Source organism: Paenochrobactrum glaciei (assembly GCF_039522165.1).
Classification (GTDB): Bacteria; Pseudomonadota; Alphaproteobacteria; order Rhizobiales; family Rhizobiaceae; genus Paenochrobactrum; species Paenochrobactrum glaciei.
On the sequence record NZ_BAAADE010000001.1, the window covers coordinates 812,646 to 831,892 of the forward strand.

At 51.4% G+C, this 19,247-nt stretch carries 17 protein-coding genes and 2 riboswitches; of the genes, 12 read left to right on the forward strand and 5 right to left on the reverse strand.

Going from position 1 to position 19,247, the window contains the following annotated elements; genetic code table 11:
- Nucleotides 1-20: 20 nt before the first annotated feature.
- Nucleotides 21-338: riboswitch (cobalamin riboswitch) on the reverse strand.
- 110 nt (nucleotides 339-448) lie between these two features.
- Entirely contained in the window at nucleotides 449-850 is a 402-nt protein-coding gene (gene cueR, locus ABDZ76_RS03880; protein WP_343803023.1) for a Cu(I)-responsive transcriptional regulator, read from the forward strand.
- 9 nt (nucleotides 851-859) lie between these two features.
- On the opposite strand, the gene ABDZ76_RS03885 is transcribed toward cueR, so the two are convergent.
- Nucleotides 860-3,499, reverse strand: a complete 2,640-nt coding sequence (locus ABDZ76_RS03885) for a heavy metal translocating P-type ATPase (RefSeq protein WP_343801575.1) — start codon at nucleotides 3,497-3,499, stop codon at nucleotides 860-862.
- 233 nt (nucleotides 3,500-3,732) lie between these two features.
- Nucleotides 3,733-3,834, forward strand: a riboswitch (TPP riboswitch).
- Nucleotides 3,835-3,949: 115 nt separating this feature from the next.
- On the opposite strand from ABDZ76_RS03885, the gene thiD reads away from it, so the two are divergent.
- From thiD to ABDZ76_RS03940, 11 genes are all read left to right on the forward strand, one after another.
- Nucleotides 3,950-4,807, forward strand: a complete 858-nt coding sequence (thiD, locus tag ABDZ76_RS03890; protein WP_343801578.1) for a bifunctional hydroxymethylpyrimidine kinase/phosphomethylpyrimidine kinase — start codon at nucleotides 3,950-3,952, stop codon at nucleotides 4,805-4,807.
- Complete coding sequence (locus ABDZ76_RS03895; RefSeq protein ID WP_343801581.1) at nucleotides 4,804-5,796, forward strand: FAD-dependent oxidoreductase; 993 nt, start codon at nucleotides 4,804-4,806, stop codon at nucleotides 5,794-5,796. Before thiD ends, ABDZ76_RS03895 begins: the two co-directional genes overlap by 4 nt.
- Nucleotides 5,793-5,990: a sulfur carrier protein ThiS gene (gene thiS, locus ABDZ76_RS03900; RefSeq protein ID WP_343801584.1), complete on the forward strand. Its 198-nt coding sequence runs from the start codon at nucleotides 5,793-5,795 to the stop codon at nucleotides 5,988-5,990. The genes ABDZ76_RS03895 and thiS overlap by 4 nt, the downstream gene beginning before the upstream one ends.
- Before the next feature lies 1 nt (nucleotide 5,991).
- A complete protein-coding gene (locus tag ABDZ76_RS03905; RefSeq protein ID WP_343801587.1) occupies nucleotides 5,992-6,762 on the forward strand; it encodes a thiazole synthase in 771 nt (256 codons plus the stop codon).
- Between the two features lies 1 nt (nucleotide 6,763).
- Nucleotides 6,764-7,372 (forward strand): thiamine phosphate synthase, encoded by a 609-nt coding sequence (locus ABDZ76_RS03910; protein WP_343801590.1) that lies wholly within the window; start codon nucleotides 6,764-6,766, stop codon nucleotides 7,370-7,372.
- The gene (locus ABDZ76_RS03915; protein ID WP_343801593.1) at nucleotides 7,369-8,379 is read left to right on the forward strand and encodes a ThiF family adenylyltransferase; all 1,011 of its coding nucleotides are present in this window, start codon (nucleotides 7,369-7,371) and stop codon (nucleotides 8,377-8,379) included. Before ABDZ76_RS03910 ends, ABDZ76_RS03915 begins: the two co-directional genes overlap by 4 nt.
- Before the next feature lie 12 nt (nucleotides 8,380-8,391).
- Complete coding sequence (locus ABDZ76_RS03920) at nucleotides 8,392-9,363, forward strand: ABC transporter substrate-binding protein (RefSeq protein WP_374844528.1); 972 nt, start codon at nucleotides 8,392-8,394, stop codon at nucleotides 9,361-9,363.
- Nucleotides 9,363-10,070, forward strand: coding sequence for a thiaminase II (gene tenA / locus ABDZ76_RS03925; protein WP_343801596.1), 708 nt, complete (start codon nucleotides 9,363-9,365; stop codon nucleotides 10,068-10,070). Before ABDZ76_RS03920 ends, tenA begins: the two co-directional genes overlap by 1 nt.
- Before the next feature lie 3 nt (nucleotides 10,071-10,073).
- Nucleotides 10,074-10,850, forward strand: a complete 777-nt coding sequence (locus ABDZ76_RS03930; protein ID WP_343801600.1) for an ABC transporter permease — start codon at nucleotides 10,074-10,076, stop codon at nucleotides 10,848-10,850.
- 464 nt (nucleotides 10,851-11,314) lie between these two features.
- Nucleotides 11,315-13,126: an ABC transporter ATP-binding protein gene (locus ABDZ76_RS03935; protein WP_343801602.1), complete on the forward strand. Its 1,812-nt coding sequence runs from the start codon at nucleotides 11,315-11,317 to the stop codon at nucleotides 13,124-13,126.
- Nucleotides 13,127-13,336: 210 nt separating this feature from the next.
- Nucleotides 13,337-15,253: an LTA synthase family protein gene (locus ABDZ76_RS03940; RefSeq protein ID WP_343801605.1), complete on the forward strand. Its 1,917-nt coding sequence runs from the start codon at nucleotides 13,337-13,339 to the stop codon at nucleotides 15,251-15,253.
- Between the two features lie 48 nt (nucleotides 15,254-15,301).
- Here ABDZ76_RS03940 and glpD read toward each other — a convergent pair whose 3' ends face one another.
- The 4 genes from glpD to cysQ form a co-directional block, all read right to left on the reverse strand.
- Nucleotides 15,302-16,801 (reverse strand): glycerol-3-phosphate dehydrogenase, encoded by a 1,500-nt coding sequence (gene glpD / locus ABDZ76_RS03945; RefSeq protein ID WP_343801609.1) that lies wholly within the window; start codon nucleotides 16,799-16,801, stop codon nucleotides 15,302-15,304.
- An 81-nt stretch (nucleotides 16,802-16,882) separates the two neighbouring features.
- On the reverse strand, nucleotides 16,883-17,662 hold the full coding sequence (locus tag ABDZ76_RS03950; protein ID WP_343801612.1) for a DeoR/GlpR family DNA-binding transcription regulator: 780 nt from the start codon (nucleotides 17,660-17,662) through the stop codon (nucleotides 16,883-16,885).
- Between the two features lie 79 nt (nucleotides 17,663-17,741).
- Nucleotides 17,742-18,482, reverse strand: coding sequence for an adenosylcobinamide amidohydrolase (locus ABDZ76_RS03955; RefSeq protein WP_343801615.1), 741 nt, complete (start codon nucleotides 18,480-18,482; stop codon nucleotides 17,742-17,744).
- Nucleotides 18,403-19,239: a 3'(2'),5'-bisphosphate nucleotidase CysQ gene (gene cysQ / locus ABDZ76_RS03960; RefSeq protein ID WP_343801618.1), complete on the reverse strand. Its 837-nt coding sequence runs from the start codon at nucleotides 19,237-19,239 to the stop codon at nucleotides 18,403-18,405. Before cysQ ends, ABDZ76_RS03955 begins: the two co-directional genes overlap by 80 nt.
- Nucleotides 19,240-19,247 lie beyond the last annotated feature (8 nt).

Sequence of the window (19,247 nt, forward strand, 5' to 3'; positions counted from 1 at the left end):
CCGGGACACCCCGCCCAGGGAGAACATTTCGTGTCAGGGCAGGTCTCCTGGCTGGCGGGTCGGTGCTTTTGTCCGTCTTCCCAAGGATAATCCTCAGTGACTTCTTAGAGCGCCATGCGTCCGACAGGACGTATAAAGGACGCTCTAATCTAAAATTTACGCATCGTACCCTTTCGAAAACCGATTCCGGTTTCGGGTCGATGCTGTAAGAACAAAAACTCGCCGCTTTACAGTTGCGGGGGCAGCTCCGGTTTAAGCGGCGGTTAGCACCATCTCTTCCGGATTCCCTATTATCTCTCTATCTTGCGATTCGAGAGACCTTGACCACTAGATATAGACAGCCAATGCGCACGAACGTCAACATGTAGTTGCATGATGCACAATTATTATTTTTTGAAAGGGATAAGGAGATGCCCTATATATAGCACAACCACGGAGCTTTAACATGATGAATATTGGCCAAGCAGCAACTGCGTCGGGCATAAGTGCCAAAATGATCCGTCATTATGAGACGGTCGGGCTGATTGAAAAGGCTGGCCGCACCGAGGCTGGCTACCGCGTTTACTCTAAACGGGATGTGGAAACATTGCGCTTCATCCGGCGCGGTCGCGATTTGGGCTTCTCGCTTGATCAGATCAAAGATTTGCTGACGCTTTGGCAAGACCACAGCCGCGCTTCATCCGATGTGAAGCAAATAGCCCTCACCCATGTGGCGGAGCTGGAAGCGAAGATGGAACAGTTGCGCGAAATGGCGGATACATTGCGCCATCTGGCGCAGAACTGTCAGGGCAATAACCGCCCTGACTGTCCGATTTTGCATGATTTGGCCAGCAACGTAGCCAAAACATAATTGTGTCGGTTAAACCTGCAATGCAGGTTTAACCTTGCGCAGACGCAGCGCATTGGAAAGCACGAAGATGCTGGAAAGTGCCATCGCACCAGCCGCCAGCATTGGCGATAATAATGTGCCCCACAGCGGATAAAGCACACCGGCAGCAACCGGAATAAGCGCGATATTATAGGCAAATGCCCAGAACAGGTTTTCGCGAATATTGCGAATGGTGGCGCGTGATACGGCCAGCGCATTGATAACGCCGCGCAAATCACCCGACATCAACACAATATCAGCGCTTTCCATCGCCACATCCGTGCCGGTGCCCAAAGCAATCCCCACATCAGCAGCCGCCAATGCCGGTGCATCATTGATGCCATCACCGACAAAGACCAGCACTTCACCCTTAGACGACAGACGCTTTAAAGCATCCACTTTGCCACCCGGCAGCACTTCAGCCTCCACATGATCAATCGACAAGGAACGCGCAATCGCTTCTGCTGTGTGGCGGCTGTCACCGGTGATCATCGCCACCTTCAAGCCCATCTGATGCAGCGCATCAATCGCTTGCTTCGTTGATGGCTTGAGCGGATCGGCAATCGACAGAATTGCAGCCAATTGGCCATCAACCGCTACATAAATCGACGAGCGCCCCTGAGAAGCCAGCTGATCGGCTACTTTTTCCAAAGGTGTGATGTCAATATTAAGCGCAGCCATATGGCGACCGGCACCAACGGCCACCTGCTGACCATCGACATCTGCAACCAGTCCCATACCGGCGATGGCGTTAAAATTCTGCACATCCTTTAAGACAAGACCTTTATCTTCTGCCGCTTGCACAACAGCTGCGGCAATCGGATGCTCCGAACGTGCCTCGACACTCGCTGCAAGGGTCAGGATTTTTGCCTCATCCTGTCCGGCAACTGTTTCAAAATGAGCCAAAACAGGTTTGCCCAAGGTCAGTGTTCCGGTTTTATCAAAGGCAATCACGGATGCTTCGCGCAAACGTTGCAACGCATCACCCCGACGGAACAGCACACCCATTTCCGCTGCACGTCCAGTGCCGACCATAATTGATGTTGGCGTGGCAAGCCCCATCGCACATGGGCAGGCAATAATCAGCACGGCAATGGCATTCACCAGTGCAAAGCCCAGACTTGGCGACTGGCCAAGGATCAGCCAGATCACAAAAGTGATAACAGCAGCAGCCATGACCGCGGGCACGAACCAACGGGTAACTTTATCAACCATCGCCTGAATTGGCAACTTGTCGGCCTGCGCATCTTCCACCATGCGGATGATCTGCGCGATCACCATATCACTGCCAACTTTGGTTGCCTGATAGGTAAAAGAGCCGGATTTATTGATAGTGCCGCCAACCACTTCCGCGCCTATTTCTTTAACAACCGGCACCGGTTCACCGGTAATCATGGATTCATCAATATAAGAAGAACCCTCAATGACACTACCGTCAACAGGTACTTTTTCACCCGGCCTGACCTGCACATGGTCGCCCACGCGCACATCTTCCAACGGCACATCAACCACCTTGTTATTACGCAAAACGCGTGCAGTTTTCGCCTGCAAATCAACCAGACGGCTGATAGCCGCACTGGTTCTGCCCTTGGCACGCGCTTCCAGATAACGACCAAGCAGGATCAGTGCGACAATGACGGCTGCGGCTTCAAAATAGACATTCACCGTGCCTTCAGGCAAAACGGAAGGCATAAAAGTAGCCACCGTTGAAAAGCCCCAGGCGGCCAGTGTACCAACCGCGACCAGCGAGTTCATGTCCGGTGCGGCTTTCAAAAGTGCAGGAATACCAAGCTTGAAAAAACGCAAGCCTGGCCCGAACAGCACCAATGTTGTCAGCACAAACTGAAGATACCAGCTATTTTGCATGCCGATTGTGTGATCAATCAACATATGCACGCCCGGGATCAGATGCGAACCCATTTCCATAATGAAGACCGGCAGGGTCAGCAGCACAGCAAGTAAGGTTTGACGCTGTAAGGTTTGCGCTTCTTTTTCGCGTTTTTGGGCGCGCATTTCGCCAGCAGATTGCTTGGCGGCAACATCGGCTTCACGTGCCTGATAGCCAGCTTTTGCCACAGCTTCAATCAGCTTGTTCGTGTTTACCCACGCGCCGTCAGCCATAATCTGCGCCCGCTCAGTGGCAAGGTTAACGCTGGCTGATGCAACGCCTTCAACAGCTTGCAAGGCACGTTCAACATTGCCGACACAAGAAGCGCAGGTCATGCCTTCAATGTTTAAGTCAAACTTTTGCGATGCTGCGGTCGCTGCCGAAGCGGCAGCAGGTTTGACTTCGAACTCACATGTTTGCGCACTAGCAGCCTTTTTAGAGCCGCAGCCGCAACCAGAGCTTTTCGGCGCTTCCACCGGCTTTTGTTCATCAATCAGCTCGGCTTTGTAACCTGCACCACCGATGATTTTGACCAAATCATCTGCTGTAATTTTGCTGTCACTCACCTCAATATGGGCGCGTTCCGTCATCAGATTAACGGTTGCTTTTTCCACACCTTGAGTGCCTGTCAGTGCACGCTCCACACGCCCCACACAAGAGGCACAGGTCATGCCGTCTACATTGAAATTATACTTTGTTAACAAGGCATTGCCTGCTAACTGTCTGTCATTATTCTGGCTCATAGGACATCCCCTGCCACATCATTGTGCCTATGCAATTAACGCTTTCAAGCACAATCGTGATTATCAAAAGCAACCGCATAAGCAGTTCATCATGGCGTTTAAATTAATCCTTCCCATCATTGGAAGGTCAAGAGCTTTTTTGAAGAAAAATTACGGGCGCATTTCTGAAGCATTTTGATGCTTTGACCACGGGCTTGACCAATCTGATTTTAAATTCTACTCATGAGGGCAGCAAATATTCGTTGGGGTGTCGAAGGACTGAGAGGCGTGACAAACGCTAACCCATTGAACCTGATCCGGGTAATACCTGCGTAGGGAACGGAATTTGGCGCGTCACGTACGGGCGTAATGGAAATTGGTCTGAACAACAGGCAAATTTTCTAATAGAAGCAAAATACAAGCTTCAGCCAGTCATGATGTTTCACTTTCTGTTCAGAGAAGAGAAACGACATGACGAGACGGTTAGATACATCTTCCACTATCAGTTCAGTTCCGATCTGCGTGACCATTGCTGGCTCTGACAGCAGCGGCGGCGCCGGTATTCAGGCCGATTTGAAAGCCTTTTCCGCGCTTAAAACCTATGGCGCCAGTGTCATCACTGCGATCACCGCGCAAAACACCTGCGGTGTCAGCGATGTGATGGATATGACACCAACAATCATTCGCGGTCAGATGGATGCAGTCTTTAGCGATCTGAAAGTCGATGCGGTAAAAATCGGCATGCTCTCGCAACCCGAAACCATTGAAACCGTGATGGAAGGGTTGAAACACTTCCAAGGGCCGGTCGTGCTTGATCCGGTGATGGTAGCCAAATCCGGCAATCGCCTGCTCAGCGAAACCGCCATTGATGTATTGCGTCAAAAACTGATCCCGCTGGCAACGCTGATAACGCCGAACCGTCCCGAAGCTGCCTGTCTGCTGGATATGGATGAAGCGCAAAGCGATGAGGAAGCCGAAGCACAAGGCCGCGCACTGCTTTGCTTAGGTGCTAAAGCAGTTTTGATGAAAGGCGGCCATGCGGAAGGTGAGGTTTGCACCGATCTCCTCATCACACCAGATCAGCCGACATTTGCCATTTCTGCCCCGCGCATCCACACTAAAAACACCCATGGCACCGGCTGCACATTATCGGCGGCACTCGCGGCAAAGCTTGGATACGGGCTAGATTTAGCTCAGGCTTTTCAGGAGGCGCATGATTATCTGCATCAGGCAATTTTGGCCGCCGATCAGTTAAAGATCGGCAGCGGTCACGGGCCCGTCCATCACTTTTATGATTTGTGGGCTAATTCTGCACAGGTAGCGCCATGAAAATCACCATAATCGGCGCCGGAGTGGCAGGGCTAACAGTTGCCGCTGAACTCAATACCCAAGGCCATGATGTGCAAGTGATTGCACGCAGTGAGCGCATTGGCGAAGATGCCTGCTCATGGTTTGCCGGTGGTATGCTGGCGCCATGGTGTGAGGGCGAAAGTGCACCCGAACAAATCGTACGCTTTGGCCAGCAAGCGCTCAACTGGTGGGAAAACCATGTCAGCGGCGTTGAGCGACGCGGCACATTGGTGCTTTCTCACACCCGCGATGCCAGCGAATTACGCCGTTTTTCGCGCCGCACCAGCCATCATGAATTAATCGAAGCATCTCGCATTGAAGAACTCGAGCCTGATCTTGGCAATCGCTTTAACCAAGGTCTGTTTTTCGAGCATGAAGGCCACCTCAACCCGCGCCGCGCCTTACCGGAACTGGCCGAAAATTTGCGTCAAAAGGGTGTGCGCTTTCAGCTTGGAACCGATGCAGACACCATTAAAATCGACAGTGATCTGACCATTGATTGTCGCGGACTTCGGGCGCAGGACGATTTAAATGATCTGCGCGGTGTCAAAGGCGAAATGCTGATGATCCGCTCTCGTGACATTAACCTCACCCGCCCCGTGCGGCTGCTGCATCCGCGCATTCCGCTCTATATCGTGCCGCGTGGGGATGGTGTGCATATGGTGGGTGCAACGATGCTGGAAACAGAAGCCAGCCCCCATATCAGCGTGCGCTCCACCTTGGAACTTTTGGGCGCGGCCTATGCGCTGCACCCCGCATTCGCTGAAAGTGAAGTGCTGGAAACCGGCGTCGATGCCCGCCCTGCCTTTAACGACAATTTGCCCAAAATACGCCGCCAAGGCACCAAGCTTTATGTCAACGGCTTTTACCGGCACGGATTTTTGATGTCGCCAAGCTTAGCAAAAATGGTGCGTGAAGCGGTGGAAAATCCGCAAAACATGCCTGAGCTCATGGAGTGCTCCTCATGAATATTTCTCTGAACGGCCAAATCCACCAGACCAGCGCCAGCAACTTAAACGAATTACTCGCTGAGATTGATTTGAGCGATGCAGTGGTAGCGACCGCTCTCAATGGCGAATTTGTCAGCGCTGACATGCGTGAGAAAACACCACTTTCTGCCGGTGACCAGATTGAAGTTCTGGCACCGATGCAAGGAGGGTGACATGCTCAAACTCTATGACAAAACAGTCACCAGCCGTTTGCTATTGGGCACTGCCCTTTATCCTTCGCCTGCCATTTTAGGCGAAGCGGTCAAGGCATCGGGCACAGATATTGTCACTGTATCCCTACGCCGTGAAAGCGGGTTTGAGCGTGCGGGACAAAGTTTCTGGTCATTGATCAAAGAACTGGGCGTGCATGTTTTGCCCAATACCGCCGGATGCCATACAGCCCGCGAAGCCGTTACCACCGCTCAAATGGCACGCGAGATTTTTGGCACATCATGGATCAAACTGGAAGTGATCGGCGAGCAGGACACATTGCAGCCGGATCCGTTCGGGCTGGTGGAAGCCGCGCGCATTCTGGTCAATGAAGGTTTTGAAGTTTTCCCTTATATGAACGACGATCTGGTCGTTGCCGAAAAGCTGCTGCAAGCCGGATGCAAAGTGCTGATGCCGTGGGGCGCACCGATTGGCTCGGGACGCGGCCTCAACAACCCCTATGCTTTAAAAACCTTGCGGGCACATTTCCCCGACATTCCGCTGATTGTTGATGCCGGTATCGGCGTTCCTTCCCATGCTGCACAGGCAATGGAACTGGGTTATGACGCGGTGCTTCTCAACACAGCCGTGGCCAAGGCCGGTGATCCGGTTCGCATGGCCAAAAGCTTTGCGCTTGCCGTTGAAGCGGGACATCTGGCGGTAGAAGCCGATCCGATTGAACCGCGCGACATGGCAGCTCCTTCCACACCTTTGATGGGAAAGGCATTTTTCTAAAATGGCACTTCATCCTTTTTATCCGATTTTCGACAGCGCTCAATGGTTGGAACGTCTGGTGCCGCTTGGCATTAAACTGGTGCAATTGCGCGTCAAAGATAAAACTTTACCTGAATTGCGCACAGAAATCCGTGCTGCCAAAACCATTTGTGATGCGCATCAATGCCAGCTCATCGTCAATGATTATTGGCAGCTCGCCATTGATGAAGGTTGCGATTACATCCATCTCGGTCAGGAGGATCTGGATGAGGCTGATATTGCCGCCATCCGCGCAGCCAATCTCAAACTTGGCGTCAGCACCCATAATGAAAAAGAGCTGGAACGCGCATTAGCGCTTAAACCTGATTATGTCGCACTTGGCCCCGTCTATCCGACGATTTTGAAAAAGATGATCTGGGAGCCGCAAGGCTTGGAACGTGTCCGTATCTGGAAAGATAAAGTGGCAGACATGCCGCTTGTCGGCATTGGTGGCATCAGCCTTGATCGCGCTACCGGTGTTTTTGAACATGGTGCAGATATTGTTGCGGCAGTGACTGATATCACGCTCAATGCCAGCCCTGAACAACGCGTGCAGGAATGGCTGAAACTGACGGAAGCTTATGTAAAATGAGCCGCTACGCCAGACAGATCATTGTGGAAGAGATGGGCATCGAGCGCCAAAAGCGCTTGGAAAATGCACATGTTCTCATCATTGGTGCGGGCGGCCTTGGCTGTCCGGCACTCAATTATCTGGTCGGCGCCGGCGTTGGCCATATCACGCTTGTGGATGATGATATTATCGAACGCAGCAATCTGCATCGCCAGCCGCTTTATGGCGAAAAGGATTTAGGTCGCAAGAAAGCCGAAGCCGCCCGCGATCGTCTGCATGATCTTAACCCGGAGGTGACAGTGACGGCGAAAACCACGCGCCTCACCCCCGCCAATGTGGATGTGCTGTTGCAAGACGCCGATATCGCGCTTGATTGCGCCGATAGTTATGCGGTGACCTATATCCTGTCTGATGCCTGTAAACGGCTGGAAAAACCGCTGATCTCGGCTTCTGCCTTAGGATTAAGCGGCTATGTCGGCGGCTATTGCGGCACGGCTGAAAATGGTGCGCCATCGGTGCGCGCACTCTTTCCTGATCTGCCGAAAAACCTTGCCACCTGCGCCAGCGCCGGTGTGCTGGGGCCACTGGTCGGAACACTCGGCACCATTCAGGCGCAAATGGCCATTGCAGCGCTCACAGATATGTCGCCCTCGCCTTTGGGGCAGATGGTGACGGTCAATTTAAGCCAATATGGTTTCCGCAGCTTTCGCTTTGACAAAGCACCGGAGCCCAAAGAAGTTCCCTTTGCCTTTATCGCGCCGGAACAGCTTTTGCCCGATGATGTGCTGATTGAACTACGCGATACAACCGAAACACCGCAAAACCTGCGTGATGATGCTTTGCGTTATTCAACACAGGATCTCTTAGAAAACCGCGTTGATCTTGCCACTGATAAACGTGTTGCTTTGTGCTGCCGCTCCGGCCTTCGGGCATGGCGTGCAGCCAGTGCCTTACGACAAGTCTTTTCCGGCCACATCGTTCTTGTTGCTGCCGGAGATAGTTCACCTCCATCCCCTTCAGTTCAATAACGGAGAGATAGAATGTTCCGCAAATTTGGCTTTGCCGCGCTTTTGAGCGCCACAGTTCTGCACGCCCCTATGATGGCTTCAACCGCCTTGGCAAATGATAAATTATCCCTCATTCTCGACTGGTATGTGAACCCCGATCACGGCCCGATTATTGTCGCTGACAAGCTTGGTTTTTTCAAAGATAACGGCCTTGATGTGGAAATCATTGCACCAGCCGATGCAGCCACCCCATCGCGGCAAGTGGCAGCAAAACAGGCCGATCTCGCTGTTTCCTATCAGCAGCAATTGCATTTGGATGTGCATGAAGGCCTGCCGCTTATTCGTGTCGGCACGCTTGTGGACACACCACTCAATTGCTTAGCAGTGCGCGATGATGGCTCAGTTAATGAGATCACTGATCTGAAGGGCAAGAAAATCGGCTTCTCGGTTGCAGGCGTTGAAGAAGCGGTAATGAGCACCATTTTGAGCCGTCACGGCATGAGCAAAGATGATGTTGAAATGATCAATGTCAATTTCTCGCTCTCTCCTGCCTTAATGTCAAAACAGGTGGATGCAGTGATTGGTGCCTATCGTAATGTCGAGTTGAACCAGATGGATATTGAAGGCGTGAAAGGCAAATGTTTCTTCGTCGAAGAACAGGGTGTGCCAGCCTATGACGAGCTGATCTATGTCGCCAATGCAAGTGATTATGATGCCGATAAAATCAGCCGCTTTTTAACTGCTGTCGAAAAGGCTGCCAATTATATCATCAATCACCCGGAACAGGCTTATGAAACCTATGTTTCTTATAGTCCTGAACTGAAAGACGAGCTGAACAAGCGCGCTTGGAAAGACACTTATCCGCGCTTTGCCCGCACGCCTGCCGCTTTTGATTATGGCCGCTACAAGCGTCAGGAAGTCTTTCTTTTTGAGCACAAACTTGTGCCGGAAATCTTTGGCGTCGAGAAATTTGCTGTCGATGTGAATGCGGAAAGGAACCAGTAATGTTGAAATCCCACAATCTGCCAAAGCCGGATTATTCCTCCAAAACTTTTAGCGCTTTGCGTGAGGCGGCAAGCCAGGAATGGAATGACTATATCGACCACGCTTTTGTGCGCGGCATGGCTGACGGCACTTTGCCAAAGGCATCTTTTCTGCATTATCTGGTGCAGGATTATGTATTCCTGCGCCATTTTTCCCGCGCATGGGCGCTGGGTGTAGTAAAATCCACCAGTCTGCAGGAGATGAAACACTCAGCTGCAACCGTCAACGGCCTTATCCATGTGGAAATGCCTCTGCATATCAAGATTTGCGCCCGCGAAGGCATCAGCGAAGAAGAACTGTTCAACGCTGAAGAAGAAGCGGCTAACCTTGCCTATACCCGCTTTGTGCTGGATGCCGGACAATCAGGTGATTTCCTTGATCTATTGGTAGCGCTTCTGCCATGCGTCTTAGGCTACGGCGAAATCGGCCTGAGACTGGCCGCAACACAGGCAGACGATACCCCTTATCAGGAGTGGATCGACACTTATGCAGGCGAAGAGTTTCAAGCGCTTTGCCAGCTGGGTGGAGATTTGCTGGAACACGCCGTTGCCAACCGACTAGGTGACAATTTTGAAGCCAGCCCGCGCTGGCCGCAGCTTTGTCGTATTTTTGCCACCGCCACCAAATTGGAAGCCGGCTTCTGGCAAATGGGCCTGAAAGGTCAATAATATATGAGCAATCGGTCCGCGCAATTGAAAACGTCACGCAAATTTCTGCCTGATGGTGTCATTTCTGCCCTCACAGCGCTGCTGTTGTGGCAGGGATTGATCTGGCTATTTGCAATTCCGCGTTTTATTTTGCCCGGGCCGGTTGATGTCATCTACGCTTTTTATGACAATATTGAACTGCTGATCCCGAATGCATTGATCACATTTGGCGAGATTTTATCCGGCCTGTTTTTAGGCAGTTTCATCGGCATAATTGTAGCGATTGCGCTAATGCTGTCGCCACTGGCACAGCGTATTGTCTTGCCAATGTTAATTTTTAGCCAAACCATTCCAATCTTTGCTCTGGCTCCCATTCTTACCTTATGGCTTGGCTATGGTGTCGGCTCCAAAATTGCCATCACTGTGCTGATGATTTTCTTCCCCGTCGTTTCCACCTTTCTGGACGGATTACGCCGCACCGATCAAAGCCTGCTGGATGCAGCCGCTATTTTAGGTTCAAACCAGTTCTCAACCTTGTTTCGGGTGCGCATTCCGGCAGCATTTCCCTCTCTTGCCTCCGGTTTAAGCCTTGCCGCTGTTTATGCGCCCATTGGCGCCATTATCGGCGAATGGGTGGGCGCGTCCAAAGGGCTCGGTTATTTAATGCTGCTTGCCAATGGCCGCGCCAAAACAGATCTGATGTTCGCAGCCCTGTTTATTTTGGTGATCTTCACTTTAATTCTACACAAATTGATTGGCCATTTTGCCAGAAAACTAGCTGTCTGGCCGCAGAAGCCTTAAAAGCTCATGTGATATATTTAACACAGACAGGCTATTGCAATCATCTCGCCAAAACTAACCTCTTGGCGAGCAAGACGAATTCTATTACGTTTTAAAGATTATTCACGCGCACAGGAGGTATAAAAATGTTTATTGCACGTTTTTCCGCATTGCCTCATGGGCTTCGCCGTGCGCGTCCTGTGGTTTCCGCTTTTAATTGTTGATCCGTTAAAAGCCTTTACACCGCGCCGGAAGCCTCGAGTTGCAGAGCACCCTTCCGGCTTATTTTCCTGACCTACTCTCAAACTTATAAAACAGACGCCCGAAATACGGCCCGACCCGTTTGCCGCTATTGCCCTTCACGTTCGTTTGTTTCGCTTAAAAACCGATTTTCTCAATTCATGCCGCGCAGTTTATTATCAGGCTGTCGTTGCATCTCATTCATAAGGTTCGCGCATGAGGATAAGGCATGCGTGAAAAATCTCATGTCACGATTACGTCTTGACTTTCGAGGGCCGGCCTTCCGCAATGTCCTCAAATATACTTTCCGGCAATGGAAAAACCAGCCGGTCAGAATTGCACTCATGCTGGTAGGCATGATGTTGGCAACGGTGGCCGACGTGTTGACCCCGCTTTATTCGGGTAAGCTCGTTGACGCCCTCGCCAATGATGTTTTGAGCAAAAATGATGCCTGGAGTGCAGCCGTTTCAGCGCTTGTCATCCTGCTGGCCTTAGGCGGTCTGGCTTTGGTTATGCGTCAGCTGACCTTCTATGTCATCACTGATTTCACCTTGAAAATCATGAGTGACATGGCACAAAGTGCCTTTTATCGCTTGCAGCGTTTTTCCACCGACTGGCACGCCAACTCCTTTGCAGGCTCGACAGTGCGTAAAGTAACGCGTGCGATGTGGGCGGTGGATTTGCTCAATGACACTTTGCTGGTAGCACTGTTTCCGTCCCTTGTCATGCTGGTGGGCTCCACTGCATTGCTGGCATGGTACTGGCCGATGATGGGGTTAATTGTTGCCATTGGCTCAATCCTGTTCATTATCTGCACGGTTATCATCTCACTGGGCATTGTGGCGCCCGCTGCAACCCTTGCCAATGCGTGGGACACCCGCATGGGCGGTGCGCTGGCCGATGCTATTTCCTGTAACTCCGTGGTCAAAGCCTTTGGTGCTGAAGCGCGTGAAGACAACTTATTGACCAAGGTGGTTGCGAAATGGCGTGGCCGTACCCGACGCACATGGCTGCGCGGAACGCTGAACGGCTTCATCCAAGGCCTGAACCTGCTCATCATGCGCGGTCTGGTCATTTTCTTCGCGCTTTATCTATGGAGCCAGGGACAGGCAACCGCCGGTGACATCACCTTCGTATTGACCGCTTTCTTCATTTTGCAAGGTTACCTGCGCGATGTGGGGATGCATATCCGCAACCTGCAACGCTCGGTCAACGACATGGAAGAACTGGTCGATATTGAAGCCCGTCCTTTTGGCATTGCTGACAAGCCAAATGCCAAAGCGATCAATATCACCAAGGGCCAGATCGATTTTGACCATGTCACTTTCCATTATGGCGACCATGAAAACCCGCTTTACAAAGACTTCAGCGTCAATATTAAAGCCGGTGAGCGTGTTGGTCTGGTGGGGCATTCAGGTTCCGGCAAAACCACTTTTGTGAAGCTCATTCAACGGCTTTACGATGTCAGTGGCGGTGCCATTCTGATTGACGGGCAAAATATTGCCGATGTCACGCAATCATCGCTGCGCTCGCAGATTGCCATCGTGCAGCAAGAGCCAATCCTGTTTCACCGCACATTGGCAGAAAACATTGCCTATGCGCGCCCGGGTGCAAGTCTGACCGAAATCGAACAGGCAGCAAAACTGGCAAGCGCTCATGATTTCATCATGCGGTTGCCAAAAGGCTATGCCACGCTGGTTGGAGAGCGAGGCATCAAGCTTTCAGGTGGTGAACGCCAGCGTGTTGCCATTGCCCGTGCCTTTCTGGCCGATGCTCCGGTGCTGATTTTGGATGAGGCCACATCGAGCCTTGATTCTGAATCTGAAGTCCTCATCCAGCAGGCAATGGAACGCTTGATGGTAGGACGCACAACTTTGGTGATTGCACACCGTCTTTCCACGGTGCGCGCGCTTGATCGCCTGTTGGTTTTCGACCGCGGAGAAATCATCGAAGAAGGTGATCATGACGAGCTCATCCGTTTGAACGGTGGTATTTACCGCCGCTTGTTTGAGCGTCAGGCACTGGAACTGACCAAGGGGCTGGAAGACGTTTTTTAAAAAACAAAGCCAACGGATATAAGATAAAAAGCGGCGGAGATGATCCGCCGCTTTATTTATTTCAAAGCCTTTATCATCTGTGACCGCTTATTAACACATGCAACGCAGTTTTGATTTGCAAAAGCACCGCCGATCACGCACAGAGCTCACCGACTTGACATTTCCATGACAGAAATGTGACAGGACAAGCTTCTCAATAAGGGATCGTCTGTGAGCCAGCTTTTTGACAATGTGAAGGCGGAACATCAAACCACGCAAAGTGGTCTGACCTATCCGTGGCAATTATCAGCAACTGTTAAACACGTAGCGCGTGCTGCGCTGTGTTCGCTGATCATTTCTACGCTGTTGGTTTTCTGCATTGAATGGCTGGCACGCGGTTCGCTTAACGAGACGATCCGGTTCTTCACCAATTGGCAACAGCCGTCATGGACAACAGTGTTTTTGCTCGCATGCACCATCACAGCCTGTGACGCATTATTAGGCCGCGCCTTTTTCAGTGCCGTTTTCATTGGTATTATCGGCTTAATCAGCGGTGCTGTTGCCTATCAAAAAAGCCTTTATTTAGGTGATCCGCTTTATCCGAGCGATTTTCTCTATGCCCGCCAGATTGTTGATCTGCTGCCGCTTTTGGTGCGCGACCGCCCGTTAAGTGCTATTTTAATTGCTGTCTGCCTTGTGGTGCTGGTAATAGCATTCATCATGGCGGTCTTTTATGGCCGTACGAAGTTCAAACCATTAAACATCAATGCCCGTATCTGGCGGCTTGTCATTGCGCTGCCGGCACTGTGCTGGTTCGGCTATATTTCAGATTTTGCCACCTATTCATGGTCGCGCGATAAGCTGAAAATCGCGCCGATGATGTGGGATCAAACTGCCAATTATCAGCATAACGGCTTTGCGGTTGCCTTTATTTTAAACATTCCGATGGCGAAAGTCTTTGCGCCGGAAGCTTATTCAGCCGGTGCAATCAACAATATTGAAGTCAACCGCATCAGCGGTGCGGCGCTCAATAACCGCCAGCAGCCTGATATTATTGTGGTAATGAGCGAATCCTTCTGGGATCCGACCCGTTTGCCGGGGGTGAACTTCAACACCGACCCGATCCCGACCGTGCGCAAGTTCCAGTCCGGCCATGTATTTTCGCCGGAATTTGGCGGCATGACCGCCAATGTGGAATTTGAAGCACTGACCGGTTTTTCCAAGGCTTTCCTGCCAACCGGCAGTATTCCTTATCAACAATATATCCGCGGCTCTGTGCCATCGCTCGCCTCTTTCTTTAAAGAACAAGGCTATGCCACCCGCGCTGTGCATCCGTTCCGCGCGTTTTTCTGGAACCGCGGTAATGTCTATCAGCATTTAGGCTTTGATGCCTTCATGTCTGAAGAAACCATGCCAGAGCTTGAAAAAAGCGGCACGCTTGCCTCTGATGATGCCATGGTCAGTGAAATGATCAAAGAAGCAGAAAGCATCGAACAGCCGTTTTTCTTCTTTGCCGTCTCTTTGCAAGGCCACGGCCCTTATGCCGCCAGCCGCTATCCGGACAGCAAGCTGGAAGTGACCGGCCACGCACCCGAACATGCGCGTGAAGCGATCAAAGCTTTTGCTCAAGGTGCAAATGAAGCCGATGCCAGCCTGTTGCGTTTGATGAAATGGGCAAAAAGCCGTGAACGCGAAACCATTTTGGTGTTTTTCGGTGATCATTTGCCACCACTCGGTCCCGCTTATGTCGATACCGGCTTTATGACTGCGCGCGTTGCAAGCCGCACAGCACCTGCCGCTGACATGGCGCGCGAACACGAAACACCATTGGTCTTATGGTCAAGCAAGAGCGGTATTCAGCGCGAAACCGGCACCATCAGCCCTGCTTTCCTACCGCTGCATATTCTCAATATGGCAGGCGTCAGCCACCCGTTCTACACGGATTTTCTCGGCGCCCTGCATGATCAATATGCGGTGATTGATAATCACGTATTATTTGCCACGGACGGCAGCACACAGGAAAACTGGCAGCGCAATTCTGAATGGCCAAAGCTGGTGCGCGATTATCAGCTTATCCAATATGACCAGATGTTTGGTCAGGATTATGCGGGTGAGCGTTTCTTCCGTAAAGCAGTGCCGCAATCCTGATCACCATAGATCCATTTAAAAAGCCCCGTCTGAGCGGGGCTTTTTTTATTATTTAACCAGATAGTTTTGCAGGTTTTGCACTTCATCGGCGCTCATCCGCAAACCAAGTTTGGTGCGTCGCCAGACAATATCTTCAGCTGTCTGCGCCCATTCATGACTCCTCAGATATTGAACTTCCCGCTCATAAAGATCAGCCCCGAAATGCTCACCTAAATCACTGGTCGTCTTGGCCGCACCTAACAGGTCATGCGCCTTCAAACCATAAAGACGGAACAATCTCGCAGCATGCGAAGCACTTAAAAAACCATAGGCTTTTTGTAATTTCGCCAGTTCGGCATCATAATCGGCAATGGCAAATTCACCGCCGGTGAGTGCGGCTTTATCCGTCCAAGCCACGCCTTTTTTGCCAATGAGCGCTTCAATCTTTTCCAGCATATGTTCGGCCAAACGGCGTGATGTGGTCAGCTTGCCGCCAAAGACATTGACGAGCGGTGCCAAACCGCCGCTCACATCTTCTTTCAGCACATAATCACGCGTTGCTTCCTGCGCCTGCGAAGCGCCATCATCATAAAGCGGACGCACACCGGAATAAGCCCAGACAATATCTGCCCCTTCGACCTTCTCGCGGAAATATTCGCTCGCCGCCGCACAAAGATAATCAGTTTCGGACTGCGTAATTTCCACCTTAGCCGGATCACCATGATAATCCTGATCCGTAGTGCCGATCAGGGTAAAATCCTGCTCATAAGGAATGGCAAAGATGATGCGGCCATCATTATTCTGGAAGAAATAAGCACGGCTGTCGTTAAACTTTTTGCGAATAACGATATGGCTGCCCTGCACGAGGCGCACATTATGGGCGTGTTTTTCACCCTCAACGCCTTCCAGCACTTTGTCTGCCCAAGGGCCTGCCGCATTGACCAGCAAACGAGAACGGATTTGTCGGGTTGCGCCGGAACGGACATCCTGCAATGTGATGAGCCAGCCGGTCTTATCGCGCGAGGCTTTCACCACTTTGGTGCGGGTATAAATTTCAGCTCCGCGATCTGCCGCATCACGCGCATTGAGCACAACAAAACGCGTATCATCCACCCAGCAATCAGAATATTCGAAAGCCTTGGTGAAAAGCGGCTTCAAAGGTTCGGCTGCCGCATCACGCTTCATATCAAGCGTGCGGGTGGCGGCCAGTTTCTTGCGTCCGCCCAGATGGTCATAAAGGAAAAGACCCAAGCGCAGCAGCCATGCAGGGCGCGCGCCGCCTTTATGAAAGGGTAAAATAAAACGCATCGGCGCAATAATATGCGGCGCATTGGCCCATAAAATTTCGCGCTCCATCAGCGCTTCGCGCACAAGGCGAAACTCATAATATTCCAGATAGCGCAAACCACCATGAATGAGCTTGGTCGCCCGTGATGAGGTGCCGCTTGCCAGATCATTCATCTCTGCCAGCGCCACAGAATAGCCGCGCCCGATCGCATCACGCGCAATCGAACAGCCATTAATGCCGCCACCGATGACAAAAATATCGAATGCAGGAGTTTCAGCCATAATATGGCTCCATTTGCTTTCAAAAAACTATAAATGAATATAAACCAGTTTCATATGAAAGCAATATGAAAACAAATGAAACTATTCGATAGTTTTTTCACCTTCGGTTTCTATCAGCTTCACATCATGGGCTGCGCATAGGTCGCGCAGTTTCGGTTCGCTGCAAAAATCGGTGATAAAAGTGCCGATTTGCGATAAATGCCCGATACGAACCGGTGCAGTACGTTCCATTTTTGACGAATCCGCCACCAGAATAACATGGCGCGCATTGGCCATAATGGCCTGCGCCACTTTCACCTCACGATAATCGAAATCCAGCAATGCGCCGTCCTGATCAATGGCCGAGGCACCGATAATCGCAAAATCCACCTTGAACTGGCGGATAAAATCAACGGCTGCTTCACCGACAATACCACCATCGGAGCCACGCACCACGCCACCGGCAATCACCACTTCAATGGAAGGGAAAATACGCAAACTATTTGCAACATTGATATTATTGGTGATGACCATCAGGCGGCTATGCTCGCTTAATGCCTGACTGACCGCCTCGGTGGTGGTGCCGATATTGATGAAAAGCGAAGCCCCATCAGGGATAATCGCAGCAGCAGCATTACCAATAGCCCCCTTCTCGCGCGCACAAAGCTGGCGACGGGCTTCATATTCCATATTCTCGATGCCGGAAGGATAAAGTGCGCCGCCATGAATGCGCCTGAGCAACCGCGCTTTGCACAGATCGTTCAAATCTTTGCGCACGGTTTGCGGTGTCACGTCAAATTCCAGCGCCAGATCATCCACCATGACCTGACCATGTAATTTGGCACGTTCCAGAATAGCACTATGGCGTGGCGTTAACTGCATGCTGCTTTCCCATTTTTCCAGATCAGCACAATAGTGAAGAAAAGTGAAAAATGAAATGCGCATAGAGGCGCAGTTCACTTTACGGGTTCAGATGGTTTTTCTTCCAGATAGTAAGCGCTTCATGCATAGCACTTAACACCGCAACTCCTGCGGCTTCTGCAATAGCCGTATGAAGACCAGCATAAATGCACGGCGCTGCAGCACCGCGTAACGGGCTGGCAATTGCCACACAATCTGTGCCGGTTCCTGTTGCAGCTTGTTGGTGCGCACCAATTTTAATATCAGCTTCCAGCACAGCTAATGTCCGCGCCTGCACCACCACTGACATCAGCTCGATCATCGCTGCTTGCGACAAGTGGCTGATGGTTTTAACCAGAATATTGATAGTGCCAAAACGGTTTTGCGGCCCATGACGTACGCCAACACGCTCGGCATTAGAAAGGCCTGCCGTGACAAGGCACGAGACTTTTTCACCCTCAATGCTTTTTTCGGCATAGTGGTGAAAATCTATATTGCGCGATGTGAGAAAGGCTACGGCCTGCGCATTGTTGCTGCGTTGCAACTCCTGCAACAACCATTGATGCGCATCGAGTTCCGGCGTTAAATCGCTATTGCGCACCTCACGCCAGACAACTCTGTCCGTTTCGATAAAGCCCGGCGCATTGAGCGTCCAGCTCAGCACTTGATGCACCGAGCCAAGCTCCACTGACAGCCATGGCCGTGCGCAGGTAAACTTCATATCAACCATGCGGCGGCTGGGCTTTATCAAGGCTGGCACAACCGCGCGCGATGAAAAAGCCATTGGCAAAATCGCAATCATCAGCCTGCCCGCGCTTGCCATAAAGCATCGGCTTGCCATCCAATGTCGTGCTCAAACCACCGGAAGCGCGCAAAACCGCATCGCCTGCTGCCGTGTCCCATTCCATTGTGCGGCTGAAACGCGGATATAAATCCGCCTGCCCCTCAGCCAGCAAACAAAACTTCAAAGACGACCCGACCGACACACATGTTTCAATCGAATAATTCTTCAAACATGCATCAGTTTCCGGCGTATTATGCGAGCGGCTGGCAACGGCAATCAGGCGTGCCGGTGCTTGGCGCACATGGATTGATGCCCGCGAATGCTCTTGGCCTTCATCATCAATGAGCACTTTGACCGCCCCTGATGAACCCCCCAGATATAATCGGCCACCAACAGGCGCATAAACGACACCTAAAACCGGCACACCATTTTCAATCAGTGCAATATTGACGGTAAAGTCGCCGTTACGCCCGATAAATTCTTTAGTGCCATCAAGCGGATCGACCAGAAAAAACCGCGACCCCAGTTCTTGCGGTGAAAGACCTGCGGCCATTTCTTCTTCGGCGATAATCGGAATATCCGGTGCAAAAGCACGCAGCCTTTGCAAGATCAGCCTTTCAGCGGCCTGATCGGCTTCCGTCACCGGTGACTGGTCGGCCTTTGCTAAAACAGCACACCCTGCCGCATAAATGCGCATGATTTCACGCCCTGCCTCAAGAGCGGCAAGTTCCAGCTCTTGCAGCAGTAATGCTTCATCGAATGCAGCGGATGTCATTTCATTCA